Genomic DNA, 26,852 nt, shown 5'->3' with positions numbered 1-26,852 from the left:
GCACAGGTTGATGCGCTTACTTCCAGCTCTCGGCGTATTCTCTCAATTCCTTTTCCAGGTATTCGATCAATGCCCGCTTTGCGGGTGACGGGAAACGGCTGGGAAGCGTGAGAATATACAAGCTGTTTAGCTGGCCGACGATCCGGTACTGCGGAAGTACTTGTTGCAGATTTTTGGCGGTCGATCCGCGTATTGCGTATATCGGCAGAATACCGATGCCCATGCCTTCCAGTACCGCGTCGAGGATAAAGGGGTAGTCGGCCGATTGCAGCGTTGGCTGGATATGGACGAGTTGGGCGTCCGCGTCGTCATTTCGATTTCTAAGCTCGATCGTGTCCTCCAGACTCGGCGGCAATCCGATAAAAGTCTGCGACGCGAGGTCTGCAGGGTGGTTAATCGGTCCACGTCGCTGAAAATAGTCCGCGGATGCACAAAGAATCCAGTCAATTGAGCAAACTTCACGCGCAACGCAATCCAGAGGCGGTGATCGCTCGATGCGCAGCGCGATGTCGACTTCGCAGGCGATAAGGTCTTCGATCCTGTTATTGAAGGTGATCGCCAGCGAGATTCCCGGATGAATCCGCGCGAATTCACGTAGCTTGGGCCCGACAAATAACCTGCCAACACCAGTGGGTACGCTGATGCGAATCCGCCCCGTCAGCGTTTGCCCAAGCATGTCAATGGAGGCGCGAGCGTTATCCAAATCATCGAGCATGCGCCGTCCGCTGGTGTAGAGAACCTGACCCGCTTCGGTCAACTCGAAGCTGCGTGCCGAACGTCGAACAAGTTGTGCTCCTGTTTCACGTTCAAGAACCTTGAGTCTCTGGCTGATGTTCGACTTCGACATATCGAGCTTGCGCGCTGCTGCAGCCAAGCCACGACACTCAACAATCTCGACGAACAACGTGATCAGATTCAGATCCATTCCATGTACTCGATGAATAGTTGGTGGGAAGGGCTAAGCCAAAAGACCTGGAGATCGTGCGTGCATGGCCTCTAGCTGCGACGTGCTGATCGAAAACTACATGGCCGGCTCGTTGGCGAAGTATGGGCTGGATTACGCCACCTTGTCCGGGCTCAATCCGCGACTGGTGTATTGCTCGGTGACGGGGTTCGGGCAAACCGGCCCTCGGGCGGCCGGACCGGGCTGTACTCGACGGTGGCCATTCAGGCTGCGTTGCTCAGTCGCGAGAAGACCTGCCCGGGCCAGCATGTCGACATGGCGCTGCTTCATCTGCAACACTCCTTCTGCTTACACAGAATTTAGTTGTGTTGCATCGACCGGTTGAATCCACAGCCGATTACTGCCTACGGCAAAGGGCAACAATCGACCCAGGCTGTGTGAAAACGCACTGAATACGTCGAAAGCTGAGAGCTATGGGCGTTACCTGCGAAACCAGCAGACGCAAGCGCGTATTGCCTTGGTCAGCTACATAGTCCTTCGTAAAGGCTGTTTGGGCCGCGTCAGCGCCCAAACACCAATCACGGCCGATCACGCGGCTGGATTCACGCCCTGATCGCTTCAAGCAATCCTGCGATGCCGAAGATGCTCATCATTCGCTTGAGGTTGTAGGCGAGCACATGAAGGCTCATCTCGGTGCTTACCCTCGGCAGGGTTTTGGTCAGGAAGTGGGTACTCCCATCCAGTATTTGAGCGTTCCAAAGGATGTTCAACGGTCTGTCGGCGACGCCTCATCATCGTTGGATCATTTTCCAGCCGTACCTGCATCGCATCGATGACGGCTTCATGTTCCCAGCGCTTTACCCGGCGCTCCTTACCCGTCGTACATTGCTTGCGCATTGCGCAGGACTGGCAGCCCGAGAACCAATAACAGTGCAGTAGCATGCCGTCTTCCACCGAAGAATGCCGCCGGGTCAGTAACTGCCCCGCCGGGCACCGATACTCGTCCGATGCAGCAACGTAGATGAAGTCCTGCTTACCAAATCGGCCTTCGGCTTTGCTGCCCGATGTCAGGGGTTTCGGTACGAAGGTGGTGATGCCAGCCTGCTCGCAGGCAAGGATTTCCAGACCCTTGTAATAACCTCGGTCGGCGACCACCGTCAGCGACTCGGCGCCGATCTCTTCACGCGCCTGGTTCGCCATATTGCTGAGTTGCGTCCGGTCATTGCCAACGTTGGTCACCTCATGGGCAATGATCAGATGGTGCTTGTCGTCGACGGCTGTTTGTACGTTGTAGCCAACCGTTCCGGTACCTCGGCCGCTCGTGGCCATTGAGCGTGCGTCTGGATCGGTAAGCGAGATCTGCTGGTCTGGACTGTCGTGGAGCTGCGCCTCGATGTCCTTGAGTTTCTGCATCTGCTGTTTCAGGGTTTCTATCTTTTCTTTCAGCCGCTCGGCTTTGGCCTCGGCCACTTCGGGTGTTGCCCGATCCGCCGAATCCATCGCCGCCAGATAGCGGTCAATGCTCTGCTCGATCTGCTGCATGCGTGCCTTCACTTTGCCCTGGGTGAAGTTACGGTCGCGATTATTGACGGCTTTGAATTTGCTGCCGTCGATGGCGATGATTGATTGGGAGAAGAGGTCGAGGTTGCGGCAAAGCACTACGAACTGGCGGCAGACGCTGCGAATGGCTTTGCCGTTGTCCTTGCGAAAGTCGGCGATGGTTTTGAAGTCCGGGGCCAAACGCCCCGTCAGCCACATCAACTCGACGTTGCGCTCGGCCTCACGTTCAAGCCGGCGGCTGGACTGAATCCGATTGAGATAGCCGTAGATATAGATCTTCAGCAAGATCGCTGGATGGTAGGCAGGACGCCCCGTTGCAGCAGGGTCAACACCCTCAAACCCAAGTGCCCCCAGGTCGAGTTCATCAACGAAAACGTCGATCACACGCACTGGATTTTCTTCGGCAACGTAATCGTCCAGGCACTCCGGCAGCAACGTGACTTGCGTCCGAGCCTCACCTTCAATGAATCGCTTCATGATCGTCCCCGCTACGATCTCGACGATCAGAAGATTAGACAAACGCTGGTGTTTTCACACAGCCTGGACCCATTGCTGCCGGTCACGCGTGTCTATAAATCAGGGACAATCCGGTCGTCTTGGCTTGATTCATTCAATAGCGATCCACGTCCACCACCGGCCATGACAGTAGATCACTCGCAGTTTCAAATGATGGCCCGCATAAGCAATGACCAAGTGACTGAGCTTCAAACACTCTGGATCAATCCTGCGTTCAGCCCGAACAGTCGCCACTGCGCTAGTGCAAACGTTTCGAACACGCCCTCGACGTGGTACGGGTCCTTCAGGGCCAGTGCCATCGCTTCGTCTGTCGACTGCGCCCGATAAATGAACAGTGCGCCCGAGCCGTCAGCGAAAGGCCCCGCCATGATCAGTTCTCCGTTCGCCTTGAGTGCCTGTGTATACGACTGATGCGCAGGCATCACTTGCTCGACGTGGGAGCGGTCGGACACGTATTTCGCGTAGTTGACGTAGAGGCGTGCGGTGTGTTCGTCCGGGGCGACGGGGGTAGCGTCGGGTGCACGCGGTAGTTTGGGAGGGGCACGCCGATTCGCAGGGACGAGCGAGGCAGTGAGCAACTCGATGTTGCTGTCGAGCACGGTCCATTCGGTCAGGCGATAGTTCGCAATCGCTCCTTTGAGAGCGAAGGGATCGTGTTGGGCCAGCGTTTCGGCTTGCTGTTTCGATTCGACATCATAAACGAGCAGGACGCCGCTGGGCCGTCCATCGTCGTCGAGCAGCGGCCCGCCCATCACCAGCCGATCGTGCTCGCGAAGCATATCCGCATAGGTCTGGTGCTCGGCCCGGGACGCGTCCACCCTGGCCCGGTCCTGAACGTACATCGCGTAGTTCACGATTTTCATCTGGACTGGATTTCCCGAGAGCACTCCGGAAAGTGTGGGAAGTGAAGACGCCGCCATGACCGAAGGCATGTCGGTCAATGCAAGGCATGCGACACCTGCGGCGGATGCGAGAAAGCGGCGGCGCGACAGATCTTGAGACACGAAGTTGTCCTCGAGTTGGAGCACGGCTGATGAGGCGTATCGAATGTGGCTTTATTGCCCCTGCGATGCTTTCACCAGCACGGCATGCACGGCCTTCAAAATTTTATCGGACAACGAAGGGTCGCTTTTGGCGACGGCCCGGGCGACGGCCATGGCACCGATTTCCGCCGCGACGATGGTCATCGCCAGTTGGCGCCGTTCGGCCTCGGGAATGGCGTCGTCGAGCACCGCTTCGAACGCGCTTGCCTTGCTCTGAAACCCGTTGGCGAACTGTTCACTGATGTCCTTTCCGTGTCGGCCGATTTCACTCGCCGACGCCGTCAGCGGACAACTCATGCCTGGGTCGTCCCGGTTAAGCGGCGAAAGCAGGTAGTCGAGATACCCCGACACGCTGTGCTGGCGACGCGACTCTTCGCCCCGGAACGCTTCGCGGCTCTGCATCAGGCCCAGCGAAAAGGCTTGCGCCGCAAGATCACCTTTCGAGCGGAAATGCGCGTACAGCGCTCCATGCGTCAGCCCGGCTTCGCGCGCGATTTGCGCAACGCCCACGCCATCAATGCCCGTTCGCGAAATAGTCTGCTGGCCGTAGCCAGCAGCACTTCGCGGTTTTCGTCGGATTGCTCACGTTTTACATACACCACGGTCTTCTCCTGAAACGGCTGAAGTTCAGCGCTGCGCGAATACCAGCAATGGTTTGGCATCGTGTGCAGTGCTCTCGGCAGCCGTGAAGGCTTCGAATGCACGATCGACTGAATAGCGCTCTGTTGCCGGCGGTTTCAAGCAGCCCACGGCGATGCTATCCAGCAGATTGCGCAACGCCTGGCTGCTTTCATCCAGCCCCTTGCGTGCCAGCCACGAGAAGATGAGCCAGCCGCGCACCTCGGCACTTGAATAGATAAGCGCCGGGGCGAAAACAGGCATCTCGAAAGCCGCGGGGTCGGTCTGGCGGTGCGACGACAAGGCTCCATAGACGAGCAGGCGGCCATTCGGGGCCAACTGGCGCGCAAGCGTGGCGCCAGTGCGGCCGGCGACGCAATCGATCGCGCAGACGATGCCCTTGCCATCGGTGGCCTTCACCAACTGCTCGGGCCAGCTCTCGTCGGCAGTGCAGAGCACGATGTCACCACCAAGCTTCTGGATCTCGGCAACCTGCTCTGCACGGCGAACGAGGTTGATGGTGTGGACCCCCTGCGCTTTCGCGATCTGCAGTACAAGGCGACCCACCGTCGAGCCGGCTGCGCTCTGTACCAGCCAGTCGCCGCGTTGTAGCTGGTGCTCCGACATCGTCATCGCCCATGCCGTCATCGGATTGATCAGGGCCTGCGCGGCGTCCTCGTCGGAGATCGCCGCCGGAACAGGGATTGCGCGGGCCGCCGGACTAATGACTTGCTCTCTCCAGGTTCCGGGCACGTCCAGTAAAACCACGCGTTCTCCGACCCGCGTGTGTGGCACGTCGCTACCGACGGCGTCGATGATTCCGACACCCTCGGTTCCGGGCGAGGCGGGCAGTACGGGCTGACGCTGACGAGCGAAGCGCCCACGGATGATATGCAAGTCGGACGGATGCACGGGCGCCATCAGCATCCTCACGCGGACTTCAGCTGGACCGGGCGTAGGCTCGGGTAAATCCCGCCAGTGGACTACCTCTGACGGCTCGCCGTTTTGTTCGATGATCAGGGCCTTCATTTGCTTACTCCTTCACTCGAGTGACGGTGTCAATCATGCCCCCGTGGGCGCGACGCGATGCCAAGGCTGCACTCATGTAAAGCCAGGTTTAGAGGCTTGATTGTGGTCGCAATCAAAATGAGGCACAAGCGTCGCGCCACGCCCATTGACCAACGGTATGGATGCGCAATGAATCTGCCCCAAACTTTGATGTTGTTTTCGTTTAGAACCTGCAATTCGAGTAAAAAATGGACCGGCATAAAAATACAGCAGCTGCCGGAGGCTCAAGCTAAAAAGGCCAGTGCTGAATTGGCACCGCCCAAAAAAGTCTAAATACATCAGCGAAGCCGAGCGATTGAAGCTGGCTGCCGTGTCCAGTCAAGAACCAACTGTTTCCACCGAGAGTTGATTTGCAGCTGAAGCGGCATCTTCTGGAACCAGGGCCAAATGTATTTGGCGACTTCAAGAATGCTGGTCCAGTGCGATCTGTACGAGCCACTGTTCAAGCGATTGGTCGAACAGACCCGCTCGGCAGCATCGCCAATGGGGTGGACGAGGGTGATGTTGTGCGGGGGAGAAGCCGATAGGGTGATCTGGCCGATGGTGCGCACAAGTGGAAACATGCAGTTTCTGCTAAATCGTCACCGTCTCAATGTGGCGCTATCCAGAGCTCGTGATTCGGTGATCATCTTCGGCCACTCGGATTGCCTGGCAGTTGAAGGCAAAGACCTGGTTGCAGCCCGTCACGACAGGCAGCAAATGGCCGATTCTGTTGAAAAAGTCGGTTCGCCCAAACAGCCTGGTCATTGACTGGTTAAAACGTCTTTTTTGAACACTGCTACGTGAAATCTGAGTCCGTAAGCCTCTGCCGAAAGTAAAGATTTCAATCTCGAGCGCGTACTTTTCTACCGTGGAAACCATGGCCGACTTTTTCAACAGAATCGGCCGTTTGAAGCCTGTCACGAAGGGCGGCAATCGCTCTATGGCCGACCGACGGCATGCCTGCAATCGTTGACGATTTCGCTGCTGTTTCACCTTATACATCTCGCGGTCTGCCAGCTTTGTGGCCTCGTCCACCGTCATGCTGCCCGGTATCACTGCCACGACTCCAACACTCGCGCCGGCGTAGTGAACATAACCAAAACCCTGGCCCAGCTCCTATCGCCCGATCGTTGCGTTGGACAGGCGATAGAGGCAGCACTCTTCGCGATCACTTGCGCAGAGTGCCCCTGTGAACGGATCGGCTTTAACCGCCTTGTTGCTGCATGTGATGGCCTGCGTGCTGGTGAGATTCATCATGCGTGTCCTGCGCCATCGGTGCCTCAGGCTTTAACCGTTCAGTCTCTTCTGCCAGATAGGTCAATACGGCATTGGCCTCTATATCACCCAAGCGCAGATTGGGCATCGCCAGGCGGTTGTATTGCTCGTACAACTGCATCGCCAGTGGGTCTTTCTCGGCCAGCACCTGATCGGGTTCCTTGATCCAGCGTTTCAGCCATTGCGGGTCGCGCTGGCGGGTGACGCCGATCAGGTCCGGGCCGATGCTGCGTATGCCGGCGTTCTGGGTGTCACCCAGGGTATGGCAGGACGAGCAGCGGGTACGGTAGATCTGCTCGCCGGCGCTTGGCGGGCGCACGGTCGGGGCGCTGGCGTAATCCTGGTTGCTGGTGCTGGCCTGTTTCCAGTTCTGCAGGGTTTTGCCCAGGCGGTCGGCCAGAATGTAGGGGTTCTCCATGGGTGAGGATTTCATCCAGCGGCCGGTGCTCTGGTTGCCGATGATCAGGCTCAGGTTGTGGTCCTTGTTGCGGCCGTTGTCGATGCCGTCGATGAACAGGCCCAGGCTCTTGCGCAAGGCGGTGATGTCGTCCTTGTTGCCAGTGAGGAATTGCCAGCCGGGGCCGATCTTGAATTTCTCGGTGTATTGCTTGAGCACTTGCGGTGTGTCGGTTTCCGGGTCGATGCTGATCGAGTAGAGAAAGATGTCCTTGCCGACCCGATCGCCGAGGACTTTCTGTACCTGTAGCAGGCGTGCGGTTTCCAGCGGGCAGGAGTCGGTGCAAGAGGTGAAGATGAAGTTGATCGCCACCACCTTGTCCTTGATCAGGTCATCGAAAAAACGCACCTTCTGGCCATCCTGATTGACCAGCTCGGTATTGGGGAAATAGTCCTTTCCCCAAGGGGTGCCGGTGTCGCTGTCTTCGGCAGCGGCTGCCGACCATCCGGTGATGCCCAGGGTAAAAAGGAACAGCAGGCGAAGAAGTTTGATCGGCCGGGTCCAGTGTGAAGTGATCATGATTGCGTCCTGTGCAGAGTACTGATGGATGCCTTGCACTCCAGCTGTACGGGCTGGAGTGCAAGGTGATACCGGTCAACGGACAGAGAGGGGCGCCGTGACCGAGCGACCGGAGGATGATTTGATCGTCACGGTCGGAGTGGATGCCGGTCCGTTGCCTGTGGTGGTCGCCGAGATCCGCCAGCGGGCGCCGGTGGCTGTTGGTGTCATCGTCGCCGTGCCCAGGACGAGCGGCCCGCCGGTGGTCGCTGCGGAAATCGTCAGGACCGTGCCAGTCTGCGACGTGGTCCCGGCCAGATCCCAGGTGTAACGGTTGTTGCTGCGTACCACCACGGTGGCGCTGGTCACTTGCAGGTCCTCGTTGCTGGTCACCGCCGGCGCCACTGCGATGGTCACAGTACCGGGCGTTGCCGAGACGCCACCCTTGGCGTCGCGCACCTCATAGGTGAAGGTGGCGGTGGCAGGTTCGGTGAGGGTGGCCGGCGGCGTGTAGATCACCCGGGTGCCATCGGTGGTGGCCGTGCCCATGCCGGAGTCCGGCTGGCTCAAGCCGACCACAGTGAGCGGCATGTTGTTGTCAGGGTCACTGTCATTGGCCAGGACGTTGAGGGTGACGGCCACACCGGCCGTGGTGCTGGCACTGTCGGGGCCGGCAACCGGCAGCTTGTTGGTGCTGTTGTCGTCGCCATCATCCCCGTCATCGTCATCATTGCCGCTACCCTTGCCACCCGTACGGAAGGTGGGCAGCGCGGCCGAAGCCACATATTCGACGCCATCCCAGCCGGGTAGCGGCGTCGGCATCAGCTCGAACTGGCCGGGGTGTTCGATGTCCCAGCGCAGCAACATGGACGAGTCTTCGTGCTGGGTGTTGTGGCAGTGCTCCATGTAGGTCCCGGCAAACTCGCGGAAGCGAATCGCCATGGACACGTCCGTGGAACTGTCGACTTCCGGCCCGATGCGGAACACATCCTTGCGTGCCCATTTTTCCCAGTCCGGCGGTGCCTTGCCATCGCGGCTAAGGATCACCCCTTCCTCGAAGTGCACATGCACCGGGTGACTCCAGCCGTTGCCGCCGTTCTTGATGTCCCACACCTCGAGGGTGCCGTCGCCACTGAAGCCGGCGTCTGTTGCCCCGGTGGACAATTGCGCCGCCACGGTGAGCTGTCGTGGGTCCATGCTGTAGCCGAAGCCACCATCGGTCTTGATGGTCCAGGGCGCCAGGTCGGTGCCGTCGGAACGGCCAAAGGTAAAGCTGCGATGACGAGCCTGGTCGAGTTTTGCCTTGTCGGCCACATCGTCGCGGTTGATGGTCAACGGGATCATTTTCTTGCCTGCCGCCTTGCCAGGCTTGGCCGGCTCATAGGCGGTGGGGTCCATGCTCTGGTCTTGACCTGCGTAGGAATTGACGATCAATTGCAGGAACTTGCTCACCACCCGGATCGCCCTTGTCCCATTGCGACCCCTTGCTGCTTTGCTTGAGGACGGCCTTGTACTTCTCGGACAGCACATCGGCCAGGGACAGTTCGTCTTTCTCCGGGCCCTTGCCGGTCTTGTGTTCCATCAGGTTGACGAAGTAGATCTTGTCCCCGGTCTTGATCCCGTTTTTCGCGAAATTAATGATGATGTCGTAGCGTTCGGCGATGGCCTGGGTCGGCAGGATGGCGTTGTTGTCCTTCAAGTCACCGTCGCCGTCGAGGTCCATGCTGCCGTCGAAGGGGATGGCGTGTTCCATGATGTTGCCGTCGTTGCCGATCATGTGGAACGGCACCCGTGCATAGGACACGCCCGAGCCGGACGGCCCGGGGAATTCGCCGCCCGTGCCCTTGATTTCGCGGACCACGGCCAGCTTGAAGTAGCGCGATACCGAACCGTTGAGGATACGGAAGCGGTAGCTACGGGCGCGCACGTTCATGAATGGCTGGTACTGCCAGTTCACCAGCATCTGGTCGCCGAGGAAGCCGTCGGTGTTGAACGGGTTGAACCACAACTGGCCGTTGGCATCCCAGGCCTTGTCGGCGATCACCAGGTTGACGTCATAGTCGCGGTTACCCCAGGGCAGGGCGTTGCCGCTGGGCAGACGCAGGTTGATGCCATCCTCGACGGCCTCGTTGCCGCGATCGATGGCGCTGTAGTAGTTCATCATCACCGCGTTGCCCTTGTAGACGTTCTGGGCGGTGAAATCGAGCATGTGGTCGTGGAACCAGTGGGTGCTCATGGTTTCGCGCCAGTCGCCACGGATCTTGATGCTGCCGTTTTCGCAGGTCTTGCGCGAAGGGGTCATGTCGTTGACCCACAGGGTCTCGCCCGGCGAGCAGGGGAACGCGGCCCTTGGGTCCTCGGCCTTGGTGTTGATGGTGTCGTAGCCGGCCAGTTGCACCGGCCAGCGATAGTCGTAGTACTGGCCGGGGAAGAAGAAGGCGTTGGCATAACCATCGCTCTCGGCCGGGTTGTGACCATTGTGCTCATGGGTACTGATGGTGTGCAGGCCGAAACCGTTGTTGGCGGCCGGGTCGATGGGCAGGGCGTTGTAGTGACGCATCAGCAGCGGTTGCCCGTAGCGCACCATGAGGAGTTTGGGCGGCAGGGTGCCGTCGAAGGTCCACACCGAGTTGTGGTTCTGGATCGGCATCTTCGGATGGATGCGAATGTCGATGCCCTTGGTGGTGCCCTTGGTGTTCGAGAGGCCGGCGGTGTTGTGATAGAGCCCGCCAGGGCCGAACTCACCCTTGGTGTAGCCATGCATCTGTTTGCTGTCGCGCAGGCCGAGGTTTTGTCGTGCACCCGCTTGCACGGTCTTGAACGCGGCTTGCGGGTAGAACTCGTTCCAGCGCTGGTGCGACCAGCCTTTGCCGCCTGGCCGTCCCTCGGCCGGGGAGCCCACCGGCGCGCGGTTGAGGAAGGCTTCGATATGCGCCTTCCAGGGGTTGCGGTCCAGCACGTTGGAGTACTGAGTCGGGAACGGCGTCAGTCCTGGTTGCCGCAGGAAGGCTTCCAGCGCGGTTCCCGAGGGGCCGCTGCGGGCCACGTTGTTAGGGTCCTGGCCGGGCATCGGACCCACCGTCGGTACGGGGAAAGTCATTTGCGCCGGAGGCGTTTGCGGGTCGAGCTTCTCCGGGCCGAACTCCTCAAACAGCACAAGCTGCTGGGTAAAGGCTTCTGCGCCAAACAGCGGGCTAGGCTTGCCGTTGGTGGGGAAGTTGAACGAGGTCTGCAGGGCAGGGGGCAGGACGTTGTCGGTCCGTGGCGTGTCGCGGTTACCCTGGCCACCATTGGGCAGGGACAGCGAGCCGTGGTTGGCCTCCGGCATCGTGCGGATTTCCAGCAATGCGGCCGTAGGGTCCGCAGGCTGGGGACGATAGTAGGAGGGGTCGGTGGGCGATGGCTGGCTCTCATCGTCCATTGGCGAAGCGCCGGCATCCGCCCCGCAGAGGGCCAACAATATCGCCGAGGCCATGTCCGGCCGCATGAAGAGTGCGCAAGATAGAGTAGTTTTATTGGCCTTCATACTTTTGCCTCCCAGCATGGTGATGAGCCAGACACGCGTTGTGTCGATAGCACTTTGCCCTTGGTTTTGGCCGTAAGCAGAGTCCATGCCAATCGCGGGAGACGACTGTGAAACTTCCAGGTGTTCTCATGGAACTGACGTTCTGCAGGCGATCGAGGCTGCTCCGATGGCGTCGAATGGAAAGATGAAAATTGGGGGGGATTCCCCTGAATCGGGGATGGTGGGTCAACAGGCCCGGACCGAGTTCCGGGGTAAATGGGGACGATTCGTGCCAATCGCGACGGGCTGCTTCTGGCCGATTCTGTTGAAAAAGTCGGCCATGGTTTCCACGGTAGAAAAGTACGCGCTCGAGATTGAAATCTTTACTTTCGGCAGAGGCTTACGGACTCAGATTTCACGTAGCAGTGTTCAAAAAAGACGTTTTAACCAGTCAATGACCAGGCTGTTTGGGCGAACCGACTTTTTCAACAGAATCGGCCGTTTTCTGCCTGTCGCGTGAGGCAGAAAACGCCCCATTGTAGACGTTCAGGGCAACTATTAGCCGGCAGGAGAGGAAAGCAGAGCGTGTAACGTCGCGTACTCCTCGTGTCGTCAGCGTGCGTGTACCACGGTCGAGCTGGTCAACGTGACAAAGCCAAGCGGGTCCGCATCGATTCCCCACCCAGCGTGAAAGGTGAAGTTCCAAGGGGCCTCTAGATCGGCAGCACCCCGGTGTCCAGACTGAGCAGGACATCAACGAGGAGCCTTCCATGAACCTGTCCCGACTCTGGCCCCTGCTGCTGGGCAGCGGTATCACGCTCGGCCTCGGTACTCCAATCGCGAAGGTAGCGGCGCACCACTGCGTGGGCGCACTCGCTTTCGCACTCTGGCCCACGCTGGCAGCCGGCCTGCTGCTCGGTGCGATCGGGCTGCTTCGGCAAGGACGTCCCGCCGACCTGCCACGCCTGGTACGCTTCGGCAGCATCGCCGGCCTGTTCGGCCACGCGTTGCCAATGTCCGCAGTGTTCTGGTTGTCCTCGCACGCCGGCGCTGGTTTCGCATCTTTTTCGCTGGCGTTGCCGCCGGTATTCACGCTGCTGTTCACCTTGCTGCTAGGTTTCGAACGGCTTGCGCTACGCCGCGGGGTCGCAGTCGGGTTGGGCCTGTCCGGGGCGCTGCTGATGCTCGCCGGCCGCGGCGGTTCGTTCGAAGCCACGCCAGCGCTGCTGGGCATGGCGCTGGCCATTCCCGTCTCGATCGGCGCAACTAATATCTATCGCGCGCGTCGCATGCCGTCCGACGTCAGCGGCGAGTGGTTGTCGTCGATGACGCTGCTGTCTTCGTCGTCAATGCTTGCGCTTGCAGCCCTCGCCCTGGACACCATCGTGCCGCCGCTGACGACCCCGGCCCTCGCCTGGCTGGCGCTGCAGACCGGCGTGCTCACCGTTGGCTACCTCTTCTACTTCGCGCTGCAACGGCGGGCCGAACCGGTGACCTTCAGCTTCATCGGCTACGTGATGATGCTGCCAGGGGTGACGATCGGAACCTTTGCATTCGGCGAGCGACTGCCCTGGACGGTGTGGCCCGCGGCCGCACTGGTGTTAGTGGCGCTGCTTTTGTTGCAGCGGCCGGCGCGGGCCCCCATGCCCGTTGCGACCCACCACGATCAGGAGGCACGGGTATGAACCATTTCGAGATTCGCCGTAGCGTAGAGCGCGGCACGATGCGCAACGCCTGGCTTGATGTACGTTTCAGCTTCAGCTTTGACGACTATGTCGACCCACGGCGCATGCGTTTCGGCCCGCTGCTGGCGCTCAACGAAGACCGCGTACAACCGGGCACCGGCTTTGCGATGCACCCTCACCGTGACCTCGAGATTGTCATGCTGCCGCGCATCGGGGCCGTCGAGCATCGAGACAGTGAGGGCCGCGAGATGCTGGTGCATCCCGGTGAACTCCAGTGGATGCGCGCCGGACACGGCATTCGCCATCGGCAGTGGAACATCTCGTCCCACGAGGTCGACCACCACTTCCAGATCTGGTTTGCACCGTCCGTCACGGGGCAAGAACCGACCGTCGAGCGGCGCTCTTACCTAGCGCCCACGGCCGGTGCCTGGCGTACCCTCGTGTCGCCGCAGTCGCAGGACGCAGCGCTCGACATCGGCGTCGACGTGATACTCGCCCTCGGCCACGTTACGCCGGGCCAGCCGCTTGAGATACCGGCACGGATCACCGGCGGTCTCTACCTGCACGTGATGCAGGGGCAGGTCGAAGTGCAAGGCGCCGACATTGATCGTGTATTGCTCGAAAGCGGTGACGCGATGGTGTTCTTCGATGGCGTGCCTCAACTGCACCTGCAGGCATTAGCGTCGGCCGAGCTTCTGCGTTTCGACACGCCTGCGGTCGACCCGGAAACCGGACTGAGCGACTCGCCAACCTTCCACACGAACATTTGAAGGAGTTCACTCATGCCCCGCATCGTCTCCTACTGGTTCGGGTGGTGCGCCCACGGCTCAACAGTGCTCTTCGGCGCGCACCTGCAAGGCCACTACATGGTGCCGCCAGTCATACTGGCGTTCGCCCTCGACTACACTTTCATCATCGTGTCGATGCAATGGCAAGGCATGGGGTGGCGGGGCACTTACCGCGAGAGATTCATGGACAGGCACTTAGCTCTGCAATGCTTCTGTCGCGTTGTCGAGACGGGCGGGTTCGCCGCGGCGGCACGCGATCTCGACTACTCGCCATCGATGGTGAATAAGTACATCGTGCATCTCGAAGAGTGGACAGGCAGTCGCTTGCTAGCTCGTACCACGCGACGCATGCAGCTTACCGAGGCCGGTGAGCAATTCTACGCGTACTGCCGACGCGTGCTGGATGACACCGAATGCACGCTGGGGGAGATCCGCGCAGCCCGCGGCGAGCTTTCCGGCCGATTGGTGCTGGCGGTGCCGGTGTCGCTCACGCTGGCCTTTCTCAATGACCATCTGCATGCCTTTCAGGCGGCCTACCCGGGTATCGAGCTCGAGCTGAGGCTGTCGGACCGGCCCGTCGATCTGGTACGCGACGGCATCGACGTAGCGCTGCGCGGCCAGGCGCAGCTCGATGATTCCTCGCTGATCGCCGTGCCGCTGATGGTGATAGAGCGTGCCGTGGCCGCAGCACCGGACTACTGGCGCCAATATGGCAAACCCGAACATCCGTCGGGACTGGCGTGTCACAACTGCCTGCCTTATCTACTCGGCAGCGACGCCACGCGCTGGCATTTCGACGGGCCTGGCGGTTCACAGGCCGTGGACATTCGCGGCAACTTCCGCGCGGACAATAGCCTGATGCTGATCGATGCGATGCTGCGAGGCGTGGGCGTGGGGTTGGTTCCTCGCGTGATGATGCGCACCGAAATCACCGAGGGGCGGCTGGAGGTCGCGCTGGAGGATTGGCGTGCCGAGCCGCGCAAGATGTTTGCCATCTACCCGAGTCGTGAGCACCTGCCAGAGCGGGTGCGCACGCTCTTGCACTTCCTGAAAGAGCGGTTAGACGCGGCGGGTGGTTGAGCGCGTCTTCTCGCTGCAACCGGCCCAGCGCCAACTCGCGTGTCACCACAACCATCGACGCCTCTTTTGGTTACCGGGTACCCATATCGGTTCTCTGCATAGACGCCAGATAAAAATCCACCTGCCTGAGTATTTTCCACGTGGTTTCAGGCGCCACTTCACCCCCTATAGGAGTTTTGATATGTACTCGAAGATGCTCGTCGCCGTCGCATCCGCTGTGCTAGCCACCGCAACCTTCGCTGCCGATGTAAAGTCTGTATCGCGGCTCGCATTCGGCCCCGAAAACACTCTGTTTGTTGCCGACTGGAAAGGTGCTCAAGTGCATGCGCTGGCGTTGTCTGCGCCTGTGCCCAGAAAGGGCGAAGGGACCTTCAACATCGTGGACCTGGAGACGTTGCTGTCCAAGTCGCTTGGCGCCGGCAAGGTCAAGGTTGAAGACATGGCAGCGCGCCCGGGCTCGGGCGAGGTTTACTTGGCAGTGAGCGTCGGGGCGAACAAGACGCCGGCGATTGTCGCTGTCACTGCCGACCAGAAGGTTCGCAAGCTCAACCTTGCGAGCATGAAGTCGACTACGGTGACGCTGAAGAACCCAAACAACTCCAAGGTTGAGTTCTGGAAGGAAACACCGGAGCGCAGCTTCACCGTTACGGACATGAAATGGAATAACGGCGAGTTGTTTGTTGCGGGTCTGTCAAACCAGGACTTCGCGTCGACGCTGCGTCGCATTCCGTACCCGTTCACCGACAAACAAACGATGACGTCGGTGGAGATCTACCACACCACGCACAATCAGATTGAAACGCGAGCACCCATTCGCGCGCTATCGTTCGCCACACTCGACGGAAAGCCTTACGTCGTCGCCGCCTATGTTTGCACGCCACTCGTGACCATCCCGCTCGAGGACCTGAAGGACGGTGCGCACATCAAGGGCAAAGCTATCGCAGAACTGGGCTACGGCAACACGCCAGCGGACATGATCTCGTACAGCGCCAAGGACACGAGCGGCAAACCGCAAGACATGCTGATGCTGCTGAACTACCACCGTTCGGGCAACATCATCCCGGTCAACGAGATCCAGGCTGCGAATGAGAAGCCCGGCATCGACAAGCCTGTTCCTGCCGGTGAAATCATAGGTGTGCAGGAGACGCCGGCACCGTTGGTGGGGGCCACCCGTATCGACAACCTCGACGACCAATTCTTCATCGTCGTGCGGCGCGTGCTGGAGACTGATGCCTTGCAGCTGGTGTCATTCGACAAGGCCATGTTGTTCCGGCTGACCGATTTCGTTTCCGAGTACGACTTCCCGCAGTACCGCTACAACAACGTCGAGTTCCAGCTCAAGTACTTCAAGCCTGCCCATGACATCCTGATGAAGCAGGAAGGGTTCCCCGAACTCATCGGCACGCATGAGTGAGGTCGGTATGACGAACGCGTTGCGCGCTCTGTGCGCGTTGGCTCTGTGGATTGCGGCTGGAACTCAGGCGGTCGAGGCTGAACCAGTGCCTGTTGCCGTTCAACCGTCCGGACCGGAGGTGCCGGCGAACCTGCTGCGCATTTCTCTGGTGTTCGCGCAGCCGGTTGGCGAGCAGGTCCTGCCTCGGTTGGAACTGCGCCAGGCCAACGGTAATGTTATCGACAAGCCATTTTTCGAGCAGGAGCTCTGGTCTCCCACCGGCAAGATTCTGACGTTGCTTTTGCATCCTGGGCGCGTGAAGAGCGGGCTTATCGCCCATGACACCGTCGGACCTGTGCTCCACGCCGACGGGGTGTTGGTGTTGATGTTGGATGGTCTGGAGATCAAGCGCTGGAAGGTGGGGGCGGACGACCTCGATGGCCCGCGCCCGTCTGGCTGGAGCATCGCAAGCGTGCGTGCAGGCACACGCGAACCGCTAGTGGTGGAGCTGGACGCGCCCATCGACGGTCGTGATGTCGACTATCTTGCGGTTGCGAACTCGAGTAATCGCCGAGTCCGGGGGCGCGCTCGCCTGGAAGTTGGCGAAAAAAGATGGACCTTTACGCCCGACGTTCCCTGGGCTGATTCGCGGTACACGCTGGCAGTCTTCGGCAACCTTGAAGATCCTTCCGGCAACCGGTTGAACGGACACTTCGAGTCGCCCGGCACTGCGCCTGAGCCAACTGCGGCCGACGTCTACATCCCATTAACGATTAACCGAGCGTTGGTGAAGCGCCAGCAGCACCCTTAGAGCACGGTTAGAGGTGTTGCTGGACGTTAGGCGGAACAATCAAGCGCGTTTTACACGACCCTAAAAGCGGACCCCCCCGCAAGGCGGGGGGTGACGCTGGAGAGTCTGGGCACACTCCAGACCGAAGTGAACGTCGTCGAGAAGCAGGAAAGGGTGTCAATCGATCTGACAGTTTGAGTTCAATGTCCGTATATGGACTCCTCCTCATTGCAAGCCCCCTTTGCTTTGGCGCCCGTGCCGACTGCACACGTATATTCGGCCTCTGACTTCGGCATCGATTCGATGCAGGGCCATGATGGGCTATTCGCGCGTCGGCTCCCAATCGCTTCTACGTGCTTTACGCACCTGGACACTTAAGGGTTTTGCCAACGCCGGTTCGACCGGTTTGCCATCGTTCGGGTTGCTTAGCAATCTAGGTGGACGGTTTGTTTACGCGTTGGACGTGGCGGCTTGGTAGATCAGGCCGCAGCCCGATCTGGTTGGTAATCGCTCCCGTTGCGCAGCATCGCCCAAGCCATGCGTGCGGTTTTGTTCGCTAGTGCGATAGCGGCCACATTGGGATGTGAGCGCTCGGCCAAGCGGACGACCCACTGGCTGAGTCGATCGTCTTTGGACTTGGCTGTGCGCAGAGCCGACCGCGCACCGTGGACCATCAACGTTCGCAGATAAGTATCTCCACGTTTGCTGATGCCAAGCAGTCGATCCTTGCCGCCAGAGCTGTGTTGCTTTGGCGTCAGCCCTAGCGAGGCGGCCAACTGTCAGCCATTGGCAAACTGTCGGGCGTCACCGATGGCAGCAATGAGTGCGGTGGCGATCATCGGCCGACGCCGCGCAGTTGCTGCAAACGGATGGCCGTCGGCTCGCTTGCCGCGATCGCAGATATTTCGCTGTCGAGTTGGCCAACACGTTCATCCAATGCGCGAAGGTCGCCCCACAGGCCATCCAGTAAACGACGCAAGCGTACCGTCAAACCGTTATCCGCCTCTTCCAACCAGCACGGTATCGCACGACGCAGCATGAGCAATTCCTTTGGGGCGACGAGACCGTACTCGGCGACCAGCCCACGAATCTGATTGGCTTTGGCCGTTCGCTGTTCGATTGCCGGCCCGGATGCGATGCGTCGCCTGGATATCCTGTTGCTCGATAGTCTTGATGGCGACGAAGCGCATGCTGGGGCGGCTCATCGCTTCACAGATTGCTTCGGCATCGTTGGCGTCGTTCTTGTTGCTCTTGACGTACGGTTTGACGAACTGCGGCGCGATCAGCCTCACTTGAAATCCGCGTGCCTGTAGTTGCCGGCCGCCCAATGGTGCGCACCGCCACAACTTTCCATGCCAATCTCACAGCCGGGCTCGATCTTCTCCAGCACCGTTTGTAGCCAGCGATCGCGAGGTAAACGCTGCCGCCAGACAGGCTGCTCATGACGATCCACTCCGTGAATCTGAAACACGTTCTTGGCCAGGTCGACCCCAATGCGCATAAGCTTCATGTGTGGACTCCTTCTCACGGTTGACTGTGGTTCGCACCTTCAGTCTGGCACTCAAGATGCCGAGGTGAGGAGGAGTCCATCCCATTGCTTCTGGCCGAGGCTGTGTAAAAACGTTTTTGAGCGCGACAGGTACTCAAAATCGGACTGGAAATCGCGTTTCTACGCGAAATCCACATCTGCTGACGTGCCGATAAATTTCAGATTTAACGTAGATGCGCATACTTCAATTTTTGTGAAGCGTTTTTACACACTCTGGGCCGTTAACTGCCTGCTAAGAACTGCCATAAGCGCCCCATTCATGGCTTGAAGGTCGCCTGTTGCTCACGTCCCCAGGGCCTGATCCGCGCTTTTTCGCCCCACCTGCCACTTTCGCCACAATCGGCGTGGATCTAAAGTCAGGGCGCACCTTCAGGGGACTTCCAGTCATGTACAGCTCGCTTGCCATACCGAGCACCGCTCGCCAATTGCATGACCGGATCTATGCTGGCGAGATCATTCGCTTCACTGACCTGCAGCCCATGACGGCACTGGTGGAATATACGCGTGCGTTCCTCGAAGACGCGCTGCATCCCTGGTCGCCGCAACAGATCCATCGCCATTTGAGCCACCCTGAGCAGACTGAGCGCTTTGCGAAAATTCAGAACGACTTCGCAGGCTCGGCTGAGGTCCAGCAGCGCTGGCAGGACGTCGTGCAAAGCCTTGGCATCGCCCCCGATACCCTGGCGTGCGATCGCCTGCATTTGCGTTTTCAGCCGCATTGCGAGCCAGGGCAGTCGACACCGCGTGCCCGCACGACGGCCACCATCGCGTTTCACCGCGATACCTGGGGGTCGAATATCTATGCACAAACTAACTGGTGGGCGCCCATCTATCCCATCGCGGCAGGGCGTACCGTCGCCTTGTATCCAGGCCTCTGGCAGCGACCGCTGGGTAATTCGAGCGCAGATTTCGATATGCGCGCCATTTTGCAGCGATCCCATCGAGACGGCCGCAATGCCGTGAATGTCGACGAAGCCATTCCGCATCTGCTGGAAGCGATCGACCCGCAGGAGGGGATTGCCGTCGATATCGCTCCGGGGAGCCTGATCGCCTTTTCCGGGGCTCATGCCCATGCCGGCGTTGGCAATAGCACCGGGCTGACACGCATCTCTTTCGAGACCCGATCAATACTGATCGCCGACTTGTTGGCCGAATTGGGAGCGCCCAATGTCGATGGTCACGCGCCGTGGAAGACTATTGGACTGTTTCGCCGAATGAACGATGCGCAACGCCTAAACGAGATCCTTGGCTGCGGCTTTATCGAGCCCTATCTGCGGCCAACAGAGCCCTAACGCTGGCGCCGGTAGTCGCGTGGGGAAAGACCGGTGTGCTTGCGAAATACATGGGCGAAGTGACTGGGGTTGGAGTAGCCGACTTCATTGGCGACAGTGACCATGCTCAGTTGTGTTTCGCGCAATAAGCGCCACAACGCCTTGAACGAACAGGCGGCTGGCCACGGGCCGTTCGGCTTCTTCGCGCAGGCATTGCAGCAATGCGACCAGCTGCGAATCCTCGAAGCCGGACACATCCCGAAGCGTGGCGTGTGCGTCGTTTGCCCCGAAGACGTCCTGCAGTGCCTCGTCGAATAGCGACAGGCCCAGCAGCACAATGACCAATTCGAAAGGTTCGGGGCTTAACCGTCTCCAGCGAAAGTCATAGGGCGCACCGGCGGCGCTGAGGAAAAGTAAGCGTACCGGGAACACACCTTCCGAACTCCAGCATTAAGGACGATGGTGTCCGCGTATTTTTAAGCGGACGCGATCGCCCTTAACGTCAGGATTTCCATGCGCCATCGAAGCTCTTACCCGAAACCCTTCAAAGCCCAGGTTGTTCAGGAATGCCTACAACCAGGGGCAACCCTATCCAGCGTTGCCATCAGCCACGGCATCAACGCCAACGTTATCCGCAAGTGGCTACCGCTTTACCGAGATCAGCCGCCAGCGGCGTTGCCGGCTTTCGTTCCGTTGAGAGCTACGCCCAAACGGCAGGCGGAAACGTTGGCGATTATTGAGCTGCCGCTTGGCGAGCAATCGATCACAGTGAAATGGCCAACTTCCGATCCTGACGGCTGCGCCCGCTTTGTCCGTGGGCTCACTCAATGATCCGCATCGACACCATCTGGCTCGCCACCGAACCCATGGACATGCGTGCCGGCACTGAAACTGCGCTGGCCAGGGTGATCACGGTGTTCGGTGCGGCGAAGCCGCACTGCGCTTATCTGTTCGCCAACCGCCGCGCCACCCGCATGAAGGTTCTGGTGCATGACGGGTTTGGCGTCTGGCTGGCTGCACGCCGGTTGAACCAAGGCAAGTAATGAGATGGTCACCCCGCACCCTGCGAGGGCTACGCTTTCGCAGGGTGTTTTTAGTTCGGAGACCATCACCATGAGTGATTTCGCACTGGTCGGTATCGACCTTGGCAAACATACCTTCCATCTGCACGGCCAGGACAAATCCGGTCGAGAGCTGTTTCGCAAGAAGCTTTCACGACAGCAGATGATGCGGTTCTTCGCCAACCTATCCGCTTGCACCGTGGTGATGGAAGCCTGCGCTGGTGCGCATTTCGTAGCGCGCGAGCTGACAGCCTTGGGCCATCAAGCCAAGCTGATTTCCCCGCAGTTCGTTAAGCCCTTCGTCAAAGGCAACAAAAACGACTTCATCGATGCGCAAGCGATCTGCGAGGCCGCTTCGCGCCCGACAATGCGCTTTGTTTCACCCAAGACGGAAGCCCAACAAACCCTTTCAGTTTTGCACCGCCTGCGCGAATCTCTGGTTAGAGATCGCACCAAGGCCGTCAATCAGATGCATGGGTTCCTGTTGGAATTCGGCATCAGCCTGCCGCAGGGGCTGGCCGTCATGAAGCGTCTGTCTGAAGTGCTCGCCGAGCACGAGTTGCCTATTCGGTTAACAGTGCTGCTACAGCGTTTGCACGACCATTTCGTCTACCTGGACGAGCAGGTCAAAGGGCTCGATAAAGAGCTAGCTGGCCAACTGGCTGACGATGATCTGGGTAGTCGTTTGCTGAGCATGCCGTGCGTCGGGCCGATCACCGCCAGCCTGCTGGCTGTGGAAATGGGTGATGGCCAGCAATACGGTTGTAGTCGCGACTTCGCAGCGTCTGTCGGACTGGTACCCAGACAATACAGCACGGGCGGGCGGGCGAATTTGCTGGGGATCAGCAAGCGTGGTGACAAGAACCTGCGACGGCTTTTGGTGCAGTGCGCCAGGGTCTACATACAGCGTCTAGAGCATCAGAAAGGCGCTCTGGCCGACTGGGTACGCAACCTGCTGATGCGACGTCATTCCAACGTAGTCGCCTGCGCGCTGGCCAATAAGCTGGCACGTATAGCGTGGGCAATCGCCGCACACCATACCCAATACGAAGCGGGGCCAGACGCACTGAACGCCTGACCCTGCGGTCGATGCTGTACCACGATTCACCTTTTAGGTTTTGCGATAGCTGAACAACAGATGAAATGAATGGCCTACCGGCCTGGCGAGGATCCTGACAGTGAAACCGGCTAGCTAGTGAAGCCGAGCAAGTTCTTAAGGTTCGTCAGGCGCGACTCTCATCGTGGCGCGGGGGCATACCCCAATTAGACGCCGGATAGATTTAAGCAAGCCAACCACTTCATCCGTTAAACAGCATTGCAAAAAATGGGGTGACCATAGATTTCACTGGCCAGGCATTCGACAAGGCTGCGAGGTGGAGCTGGACACCGAGCAACTTCAGGCTTTGGTGCTCGGTCTACCTTGGCAACGCGTTGGGGCTGGAGGTGCAATCACACTGCTTTAAAAGCGTAGTTAGCCCCTTGGCCTACTGCCGCAAGCGACCTGCTTTGGTAAAGTCCAGGGCATGACTTCCTCGCCCAACCTCGATCAGATGACCCCCGACCAACTGCGTGCCTTCGCGGCGCAGTTGCTGTCTCAGGTTGATTCGCTCGGACAGCAAGTCGACAGGATGGGCAAGAAGAACGACCGCGACCAAACCATCATCGAGCAACTGACCCACGAAATCGCCTGGTTCAAACGTAACAAGTTTGCCAAGCGCAGTGAGCAATTGAGCCCTGCTCAAGGCAGCCTGCTCGACGATCTGCTCGACACCGACATCGCAGCTATTGAAGCCGAGCTGAAGGCGTTGAATCCGCCGGCTGCGCCGGCCGAGCCACGCAAGCAGCCCAAGCGTGTTCCCTTGCCTGCGCAGTTTCCGCGTACCGTGATTTATCACGAACCCGACAACACCCAATGTGCCTGCGGCTGCCAGCTCCAGCGGATCGGCGAGGACGTCAGCGAGAAGCTCGATTACACGCCGGGCGTGTTCACCGTGGAGCAGCATGTGCGCGGTAAATGGGTCTGCCGCGAGTGTGAAACGCTGACTCAGGCACCGGTTCCGGCTCAGGTAATCGACAAGGGCATCCCGACCGCAGGGCTGTTGGCGCATGTGATGGTGGCCAAGTTCGCTGACCATTTGCCGCTGTATCGCCAAGAGAAAATTTTTGGTCGCGCCGGTCTGGCTATCGCCCGCTCGACACTGGCGCAATGGGTTGGCCAAACCGGCGTGCAGCTCCAGCCCTTGGTCGATGCACTGCGCGAAGCGGTACTTGCCCAAGACGTTATCCACGCTGACGAAACGCCGGTGCAGATGCTCGCGCCGGGCGAAAAGAAAACCCATCGCGCTTATGTCTGGGCCTACTGCACTACGCCGTTTTCGGCGCTCAAGGCAGTGGTTTACGACTTCAGCCCGAGCCGTGCGGGCGAGCATGCGCGTAACTTCCTTGGTCAGTGGAATGGCAAGCTGGTGTGCGACGATTTTGCCGGTTATGTTGCGGCGGGAGTTATGTTGTGATGGCAAAAGGCGCCGCCTCCAATCGGGAGGTCGGCGCAAAAAGTGGCACATAAATTCATGCTACAACCCTCGCATGAACGCCATGAGAGACGCTGAATTCGGTCGCAGGCGCACAGCCTCAGGCACATTTGTGACGTCCAAACATGCAAGGGCCTTGGCCTTCATTTCGAGATCGACTTCCGCGTAGATGTGGGTCGTGTCCAGGGAGACATGCCCGAGCCAAGCCCGAATTGTATTGATATCGACCCCGGCTCTTAACAGGTGAACGGCAGTCGTGTGTCGAATAGTGTGCGGGCTGATGCGCTTACCTTGCATGGAATCAACCCGCTTGCCGGCTGCTCGTCCATACACCGACACAACGCGATGTATGCCGAATCGAGTCATAGGATTCCCGGCACGACCTATGAATACGCGATCCTCTGTTCTGCGTTCGACGATGAGTGCCCGCAGCGCGGTAGCTGTTACTGGCCACAGGGGGCATACGCGCCATTTGTTTCCCTTACCCAGAATGCGCACGGAGGGTGAAGTCCCAAGTTGCAAATTACCAACGCTGAGGCAGGCAGCTTCGTCAGCGCGGGCGCCGGTGTTATATAGGAAAAGCAAAATCCCATAGTCCCGTGCACCCTGGCTCGTAGCCCGATTAGGTGCCCGGAGCAGAGCCTCTACTTCTGGTTTGTCGAGGTAGTTGATGACTGCCTGGGTAGTTTTTTTGAACGGGATAGAACGGATCTCTGTGCACCACGCCAAATGCTCTGGCGATCGCATAGCAATGAAACGCCCTAATGAATGAATCGCGCAGAGCCGCTGGTTGCGCGTGACGATGCCACAACCGCGCTCGTGTTCGACGTGTTCAAGGAATGCACGCACGATGGCGGGCGATATGTCGAGCACCGACAAATGGTCGATTGCCACCGAGGCTCTTCGACTGACAAATGGAAGCAGGAGCGTCAGCGTGTCGCGGTAACTGATCTGAGTGTTGTGGGAAAGGTTACGCTCGGCGACCAGATACTCCAACAAGAAGCGACGTACCCATGCCCCGAGGAGATTGCGGTCATTCATGATCAATCTCCTGGCCTGAATAAATGGCAAATCGGCGACTCGCTTCGTGCAACAGTTCGGGAGTCATACGCAGATAGCGCTGGGTCGACCTTATGTCGACATGCCCCAGATACGCTGCCAATTGCGGCAATAGCCGCTGTACGTCCTTACCGGCGCGATACCATCCCAGTACACGATGAACGGCGGCTGTATGCCGCAGATCATGGAGGCGCGGAGGCCGTAGTTCGCCAGTCGGGCGAGCAATACCGGCAGCCAAACGAACGCGTTGGAACAGAGTTATGACGTATTGGTAGTTCAGGCGATGGCCAGTACGAGTGCACAGCAGGGCAGAGTCTTGGCCTAGTGGAAGTGCTAGCGCGCAACGTTGTCGTAGATAGACTCGCAGTTTCGATGCCAGCCTGGGCCCAATCGGCACCAGCCTTGTCTTATAAAACTTTGTGTCACGAACGGTGATGATTCGCTGCTCGAGGTCGACGTCACAGAGGTTTAGTCTGATTGCCTCTCCGACGCGCAACCCGGCACCGTAAAGGATCAGCAGGAGGGTTCTGTATGTCGCAGCTTGAAGGCGACTGAGCGAGGTACTCAGTATGACGGTGGCATCTAACAGGTGCTGTATTTCTGTGGTGGCATAGACATAGGGAGTCTGTGCCGGTGGAAGCTGTGGTGGTCGTTCCGGCAGGGGCGAGATCGTTGTGTGGCCACGTGCGATTGCGAAGCGATAAAAACTAACAAGTAATCCTCGCTTCGTCTTCCACGTAGCGCTCAGCTCACCGTGCCCGTGCAGAAATACGGCTACTGCCTCTGGAGTAACTTCGGGGAGCGGCAGGTTTCCAGTCTCACGTGCAAACTGACGCAGCACTCTGACACTGCTATTCAGGCCCACGCCTTGGGCACGACGGACAGCCACGTAGGCATTGACTACGTCCAAGGTTCTCATAGCAGGTCTCCCAGGTCGAAGTCACCGACTTCACGTAACGAGACCAGATCAACCTTGGTGTACGTCATTGTCGCCGATGTGCTGCGGTGGCCAAGGTGGTCGCCAATCTCCTTGAGGCTCAGCCCATTGGCGAGCAGTCTGGCCGCGCATGCATGTCGAAGCGCATGCGGCCCCAAATGTGCAGCTTGTATGTTGAGCAGACGCAATCTGCCGCTGACGATGTTGTATAAACCAGCAGCGGAGATGGGGATTCGCGGCGCCCGAGTTCGGATGAATATCTCAGGGTGCAGTACCTTCGGACGCACTGTGTCGACATATTGCGCTAATGCCTCAGCCACTGTGAACGCCAATGGGTAAACCTGTGGCTGACGACGCTTCAATCGCCAAATACGCAATTGGCCAGCAGCCCAGTCGATCTGATCCAACCGGAGTGCGGCAACTTCTCCCCGGCGTAAACCGTAGACGGCAAGAAGCATCAGGATGGCTCGATCGCGCACATCGCGTTCAGAGCTTGAATTTGTAGTTGCGAGTACTCGCTGAACATCCTCCCAGCTCAGTGCATAGGGAAGTGACTCTAGGGCGTAATGTCGCGGGGCGTGGATCGAGTCGGCCAATGCACTGCTGCATGCTCCCTGCGTTGCCGCGTAGCGCAGGAATACCCGCAACATTGTTGCGACGTGCCCTGCCGAAATTCGCGACCACCGTTGCGCACCGTAGGTGATGAAGTAGGCATCAATATCCTCGGGCCTAAGCGTCGAAAATCTGCGGCCTGTGTTGAAGCACCAGCGCAAAAAGGTTGCCGCTCGACTGCGCCATTGACTGATGGTACATGGTGTCAAGCCGCGTTCATCCCGCATCCACGAGACGAAAAGCTCAAGATTCTCCTCGAATGGAGTCGTCTCCGTTGGCTCTTGCCACCAGCCCAGGAACTTAAACCAAGGTCTTGCGGTGTTTATCAACGTCGTAGCAGTTGCAGGAGAATTGGCCGGCAATGGCCCTTCGTGAATGATCTGGTGCAGCCGTGACGAATTGATTGCATTGATGTCGCTTGGCTGCACCCGCTCGGCAATCCAAAGCAAGCAGCACGCCTTCAAGTAAAGGGAGGCATGCGTACAGCCCTGCTCAGCACAGTGTTGTAGGTATCGCTCGCGTTCAGCGGCCAGCGATCCGGCACGATGGCGTTTACAGGCAGCGTTTGAAGAATAGATATTCTCGAACATGGCAGACACTCCAGGTGATGAAGGTCTACCAAGGCGCTGCAATTTATGTTGCGTCAATCGCCTATCGACAACAGAGAAAC

Annotated in this window: 22 protein-coding genes and 5 pseudogenes; 14 read left to right on the top strand and 13 right to left on the bottom strand. The window is 59.1% G+C overall.

Annotation, left to right across the window (positions count from 1 at the left end; all coding sequences use genetic code 11):
* Positions 1–16 precede the first annotated feature (16 nt).
* Entirely contained in the window at positions 17–925 is a 909-nt protein-coding gene (locus RS887_RS20970) for a LysR family transcriptional regulator (RefSeq protein ID WP_322616859.1), read from the bottom strand.
* A 64-nt stretch (positions 926–989) separates the two neighbouring features.
* Between RS887_RS20970 and RS887_RS20965 the strand changes: the two are divergent.
* Positions 990–1,240: pseudogene (locus RS887_RS20965) on the top strand (CoA transferase); the annotation flags it as partial.
* A 266-nt stretch (positions 1,241–1,506) separates the two neighbouring features.
* On the opposite strand, the pseudogene RS887_RS20960 reads toward RS887_RS20965, so the two are convergent.
* The 4 genes and pseudogenes from RS887_RS20960 to RS887_RS20945 form a co-directional block, all read right to left on the bottom strand.
* Positions 1,507–2,941, bottom strand: a pseudogene (locus tag RS887_RS20960) (IS1182 family transposase).
* A gap of 227 nt (positions 2,942–3,168) precedes the next feature.
* Positions 3,169–3,984 (bottom strand): YciI family protein, encoded by an 816-nt coding sequence (locus RS887_RS20955; protein ID WP_322616858.1) that lies wholly within the window; start codon positions 3,982–3,984, stop codon positions 3,169–3,171.
* Between the two features lie 51 nt (positions 3,985–4,035).
* The gene (locus tag RS887_RS20950; RefSeq protein WP_322617291.1) at positions 4,036–4,557 is read right to left on the bottom strand and encodes a TetR/AcrR family transcriptional regulator; all 522 of its coding nucleotides are present in this window, start codon (positions 4,555–4,557) and stop codon (positions 4,036–4,038) included.
* Between the two features lie 93 nt (positions 4,558–4,650).
* Entirely contained in the window at positions 4,651–5,670 is a 1,020-nt protein-coding gene (locus RS887_RS20945; protein ID WP_322616857.1) for a zinc-dependent alcohol dehydrogenase family protein, read from the bottom strand.
* Positions 5,671–5,838: 168 nt separating this feature from the next.
* Between RS887_RS20945 and RS887_RS30640 the strand changes: the two genes are divergently transcribed.
* From RS887_RS30640 to RS887_RS20935, 3 genes are read left to right on the top strand one after another with little or no spacing between them, the layout of a single operon-like run.
* Positions 5,839–5,982 carry a hypothetical protein gene (locus RS887_RS30640; protein ID WP_416340007.1) on the top strand — a complete coding sequence of 48 codons (144 nt, stop codon included), beginning with the start codon at positions 5,839–5,841 and terminating at the stop codon, positions 5,980–5,982.
* Positions 5,951–6,058 carry a DUF2986 domain-containing protein gene (locus RS887_RS20940; protein WP_416339992.1) on the top strand — a complete coding sequence of 36 codons (108 nt, stop codon included), beginning with the start codon at positions 5,951–5,953 and terminating at the stop codon, positions 6,056–6,058. The genes RS887_RS30640 and RS887_RS20940 overlap by 32 nt, the downstream gene beginning before the upstream one ends.
* Before the next feature lie 38 nt (positions 6,059–6,096).
* A complete protein-coding gene (locus tag RS887_RS20935; protein WP_416339991.1) occupies positions 6,097–6,459 on the top strand; it encodes an AAA domain-containing protein in 363 nt (120 codons plus the stop codon).
* Between the two features lie 436 nt (positions 6,460–6,895).
* Here RS887_RS20935 and RS887_RS20930 read toward each other — a convergent pair whose 3' ends face one another.
* Together RS887_RS20930 and RS887_RS20925 are read right to left on the bottom strand one after the other, a co-directional pair.
* Entirely contained in the window at positions 6,896–7,939 is a 1,044-nt protein-coding gene (locus RS887_RS20930; protein WP_416340004.1) for an SCO family protein, read from the bottom strand.
* A 78-nt stretch (positions 7,940–8,017) separates the two neighbouring features.
* A pseudogene (locus tag RS887_RS20925) lies at positions 8,018–11,408 on the bottom strand (Ig-like domain-containing protein).
* A gap of 788 nt (positions 11,409–12,196) precedes the next feature.
* On the opposite strand from RS887_RS20925, the gene RS887_RS20920 reads away from it, so the two are divergent.
* The 5 genes from RS887_RS20920 (at position 12,197) to RS887_RS20900 (ending at position 17,183) form a co-directional block, all read left to right on the top strand.
* The gene (locus RS887_RS20920) at positions 12,197–13,111 is read left to right on the top strand and encodes a DMT family transporter (RefSeq protein ID WP_322616855.1); all 915 of its coding nucleotides are present in this window, start codon (positions 12,197–12,199) and stop codon (positions 13,109–13,111) included.
* A complete protein-coding gene (locus RS887_RS20915; protein WP_322616854.1) occupies positions 13,108–13,881 on the top strand; it encodes a pirin family protein in 774 nt (257 codons plus the stop codon). The genes RS887_RS20920 and RS887_RS20915 overlap by 4 nt, the downstream gene beginning before the upstream one ends.
* Positions 13,882–13,893: 12 nt before the next feature.
* Positions 13,894–14,979, top strand: a complete 1,086-nt coding sequence (locus tag RS887_RS20910; protein ID WP_322616853.1) for a LysR family transcriptional regulator — start codon at positions 13,894–13,896, stop codon at positions 14,977–14,979.
* A 181-nt stretch (positions 14,980–15,160) separates the two neighbouring features.
* Positions 15,161–16,393 (top strand): hypothetical protein, encoded by a 1,233-nt coding sequence (locus RS887_RS20905; protein WP_322616852.1) that lies wholly within the window; start codon positions 15,161–15,163, stop codon positions 16,391–16,393.
* Positions 16,394–16,400: 7 nt separating this feature from the next.
* Positions 16,401–17,183, top strand: coding sequence for a hypothetical protein (locus tag RS887_RS20900; RefSeq protein WP_322616851.1), 783 nt, complete (start codon positions 16,401–16,403; stop codon positions 17,181–17,183).
* Between the two features lie 458 nt (positions 17,184–17,641).
* On the opposite strand, the pseudogene RS887_RS20895 reads toward RS887_RS20900, so the two are convergent.
* A pseudogene (locus tag RS887_RS20895) lies at positions 17,642–18,672 on the bottom strand (IS110 family transposase).
* Between the two features lie 425 nt (positions 18,673–19,097).
* Here RS887_RS20895 and RS887_RS20890 point away from each other — a divergent pair.
* Positions 19,098–20,003: a hypothetical protein gene (locus tag RS887_RS20890; protein WP_322616850.1), complete on the top strand. Its 906-nt coding sequence runs from the start codon at positions 19,098–19,100 to the stop codon at positions 20,001–20,003.
* Here the strand turns inward: RS887_RS20890 and RS887_RS20885 are convergent.
* Together RS887_RS20885 and RS887_RS20880 are read right to left on the bottom strand one after the other, a co-directional pair.
* Positions 20,000–20,128: a helix-turn-helix domain-containing protein gene (locus RS887_RS20885; protein WP_416339990.1), complete on the bottom strand. Its 129-nt coding sequence runs from the start codon at positions 20,126–20,128 to the stop codon at positions 20,000–20,002. The two genes, RS887_RS20890 and RS887_RS20885, sit on opposite strands and share 4 nt — an antisense overlap.
* Positions 20,088–20,414 (bottom strand): hypothetical protein, encoded by a 327-nt coding sequence (locus tag RS887_RS20880; RefSeq protein WP_322616848.1) that lies wholly within the window; start codon positions 20,412–20,414, stop codon positions 20,088–20,090. Before RS887_RS20880 ends, RS887_RS20885 begins: the two co-directional genes overlap by 41 nt.
* A gap of 81 nt (positions 20,415–20,495) precedes the next feature.
* Between RS887_RS20880 and tnpA the strand changes: the two genes are divergently transcribed.
* The 4 genes and pseudogenes from tnpA to tnpC form a co-directional block, all read left to right on the top strand.
* Positions 20,496–20,813: an IS66-like element accessory protein TnpA gene (tnpA, locus tag RS887_RS20875; protein ID WP_322616847.1), complete on the top strand. Its 318-nt coding sequence runs from the start codon at positions 20,496–20,498 to the stop codon at positions 20,811–20,813.
* The gene (tnpB, locus tag RS887_RS20870; protein ID WP_322616846.1) at positions 20,810–21,025 is read left to right on the top strand and encodes an IS66 family insertion sequence element accessory protein TnpB; all 216 of its coding nucleotides are present in this window, start codon (positions 20,810–20,812) and stop codon (positions 21,023–21,025) included. Before tnpA ends, tnpB begins: the two co-directional genes overlap by 4 nt.
* A gap of 70 nt (positions 21,026–21,095) precedes the next feature.
* Positions 21,096–22,121, top strand: a complete 1,026-nt coding sequence (locus RS887_RS20865; RefSeq protein WP_322617289.1) for an IS110 family transposase — start codon at positions 21,096–21,098, stop codon at positions 22,119–22,121.
* 445 nt (positions 22,122–22,566) lie between these two features.
* A pseudogene (gene tnpC, locus RS887_RS20860) lies at positions 22,567–23,541 on the top strand (IS66 family transposase); the annotation flags it as partial.
* A gap of 75 nt (positions 23,542–23,616) precedes the next feature.
* Here the strand turns inward: tnpC and RS887_RS20855 are convergent.
* From RS887_RS20855 to RS887_RS20850, 3 genes are read right to left on the bottom strand one after another with little or no spacing between them, the layout of a single operon-like run.
* Complete coding sequence (locus tag RS887_RS20855) at positions 23,617–24,615, bottom strand: tyrosine-type recombinase/integrase (protein ID WP_322616845.1); 999 nt, start codon at positions 24,613–24,615, stop codon at positions 23,617–23,619.
* A complete protein-coding gene (locus RS887_RS30635) occupies positions 24,608–25,552 on the bottom strand; it encodes a tyrosine-type recombinase/integrase (protein WP_416339989.1) in 945 nt (314 codons plus the stop codon). The genes RS887_RS20855 and RS887_RS30635 overlap by 8 nt, the downstream gene beginning before the upstream one ends.
* Positions 25,549–26,772: a tyrosine-type recombinase/integrase gene (locus RS887_RS20850; protein ID WP_322616844.1), complete on the bottom strand. Its 1,224-nt coding sequence runs from the start codon at positions 26,770–26,772 to the stop codon at positions 25,549–25,551. Before RS887_RS20850 ends, RS887_RS30635 begins: the two co-directional genes overlap by 4 nt.
* Positions 26,773–26,852 lie beyond the last annotated feature (80 nt).

The organism is Pseudomonas sp. BIC9C, from assembly GCF_034541995.1.
Classification (GTDB): Bacteria; Pseudomonadota; Gammaproteobacteria; order Pseudomonadales; family Pseudomonadaceae; genus Aquipseudomonas; species Aquipseudomonas fluorescens_CC.
The sequence above is the reverse complement of the archived record's forward strand: the minus strand, read 5'-3'. Positions and strand labels throughout refer to the sequence as shown.

Coding starts and splice junctions, on each gene's coding strand:
- RS887_RS20970 (WP_322616859.1), bottom strand. CDS start 925: ATGGATCTGAATCTGATCACGTTGTTCGTCGAGATTGTTGAGTGTCGT.
- RS887_RS20945 (WP_322616857.1), bottom strand. CDS start 5,670: ATGAAGGCCCTGATCATCGAACAAAACGGCGAGCCGTCAGAGGTAGTC.
- RS887_RS30640 (WP_416340007.1), top strand. CDS start 5,839: ATGAATCTGCCCCAAACTTTGATGTTGTTTTCGTTTAGAACCTGCAAT.
- RS887_RS20935 (WP_416339991.1), top strand. CDS start 6,097: ATGTATTTGGCGACTTCAAGAATGCTGGTCCAGTGCGATCTGTACGAG.
- RS887_RS20920 (WP_322616855.1), top strand. CDS start 12,197: ATGAACCTGTCCCGACTCTGGCCCCTGCTGCTGGGCAGCGGTATCACG.
- RS887_RS20915 (WP_322616854.1), top strand. CDS start 13,108: ATGAACCATTTCGAGATTCGCCGTAGCGTAGAGCGCGGCACGATGCGC.
- RS887_RS20910 (WP_322616853.1), top strand. CDS start 13,894: ATGCCCCGCATCGTCTCCTACTGGTTCGGGTGGTGCGCCCACGGCTCA.
- RS887_RS20905 (WP_322616852.1), top strand. CDS start 15,161: ATGTACTCGAAGATGCTCGTCGCCGTCGCATCCGCTGTGCTAGCCACC.
- RS887_RS20900 (WP_322616851.1), top strand. CDS start 16,401: ATGACGAACGCGTTGCGCGCTCTGTGCGCGTTGGCTCTGTGGATTGCG.
- RS887_RS20890 (WP_322616850.1), top strand. CDS start 19,098: ATGTACAGCTCGCTTGCCATACCGAGCACCGCTCGCCAATTGCATGAC.
- tnpA (WP_322616847.1), top strand. CDS start 20,496: ATGCGCCATCGAAGCTCTTACCCGAAACCCTTCAAAGCCCAGGTTGTT.
- tnpB (WP_322616846.1), top strand. CDS start 20,810: ATGATCCGCATCGACACCATCTGGCTCGCCACCGAACCCATGGACATG.
- RS887_RS20865 (WP_322617289.1), top strand. CDS start 21,096: ATGAGTGATTTCGCACTGGTCGGTATCGACCTTGGCAAACATACCTTC.
- RS887_RS20855 (WP_322616845.1), bottom strand. CDS start 24,615: ATGAATGACCGCAATCTCCTCGGGGCATGGGTACGTCGCTTCTTGTTG.
- RS887_RS30635 (WP_416339989.1), bottom strand. CDS start 25,552: ATGAGAACCTTGGACGTAGTCAATGCCTACGTGGCTGTCCGTCGTGCC.
- RS887_RS20850 (WP_322616844.1), bottom strand. CDS start 26,772: ATGTTCGAGAATATCTATTCTTCAAACGCTGCCTGTAAACGCCATCGT.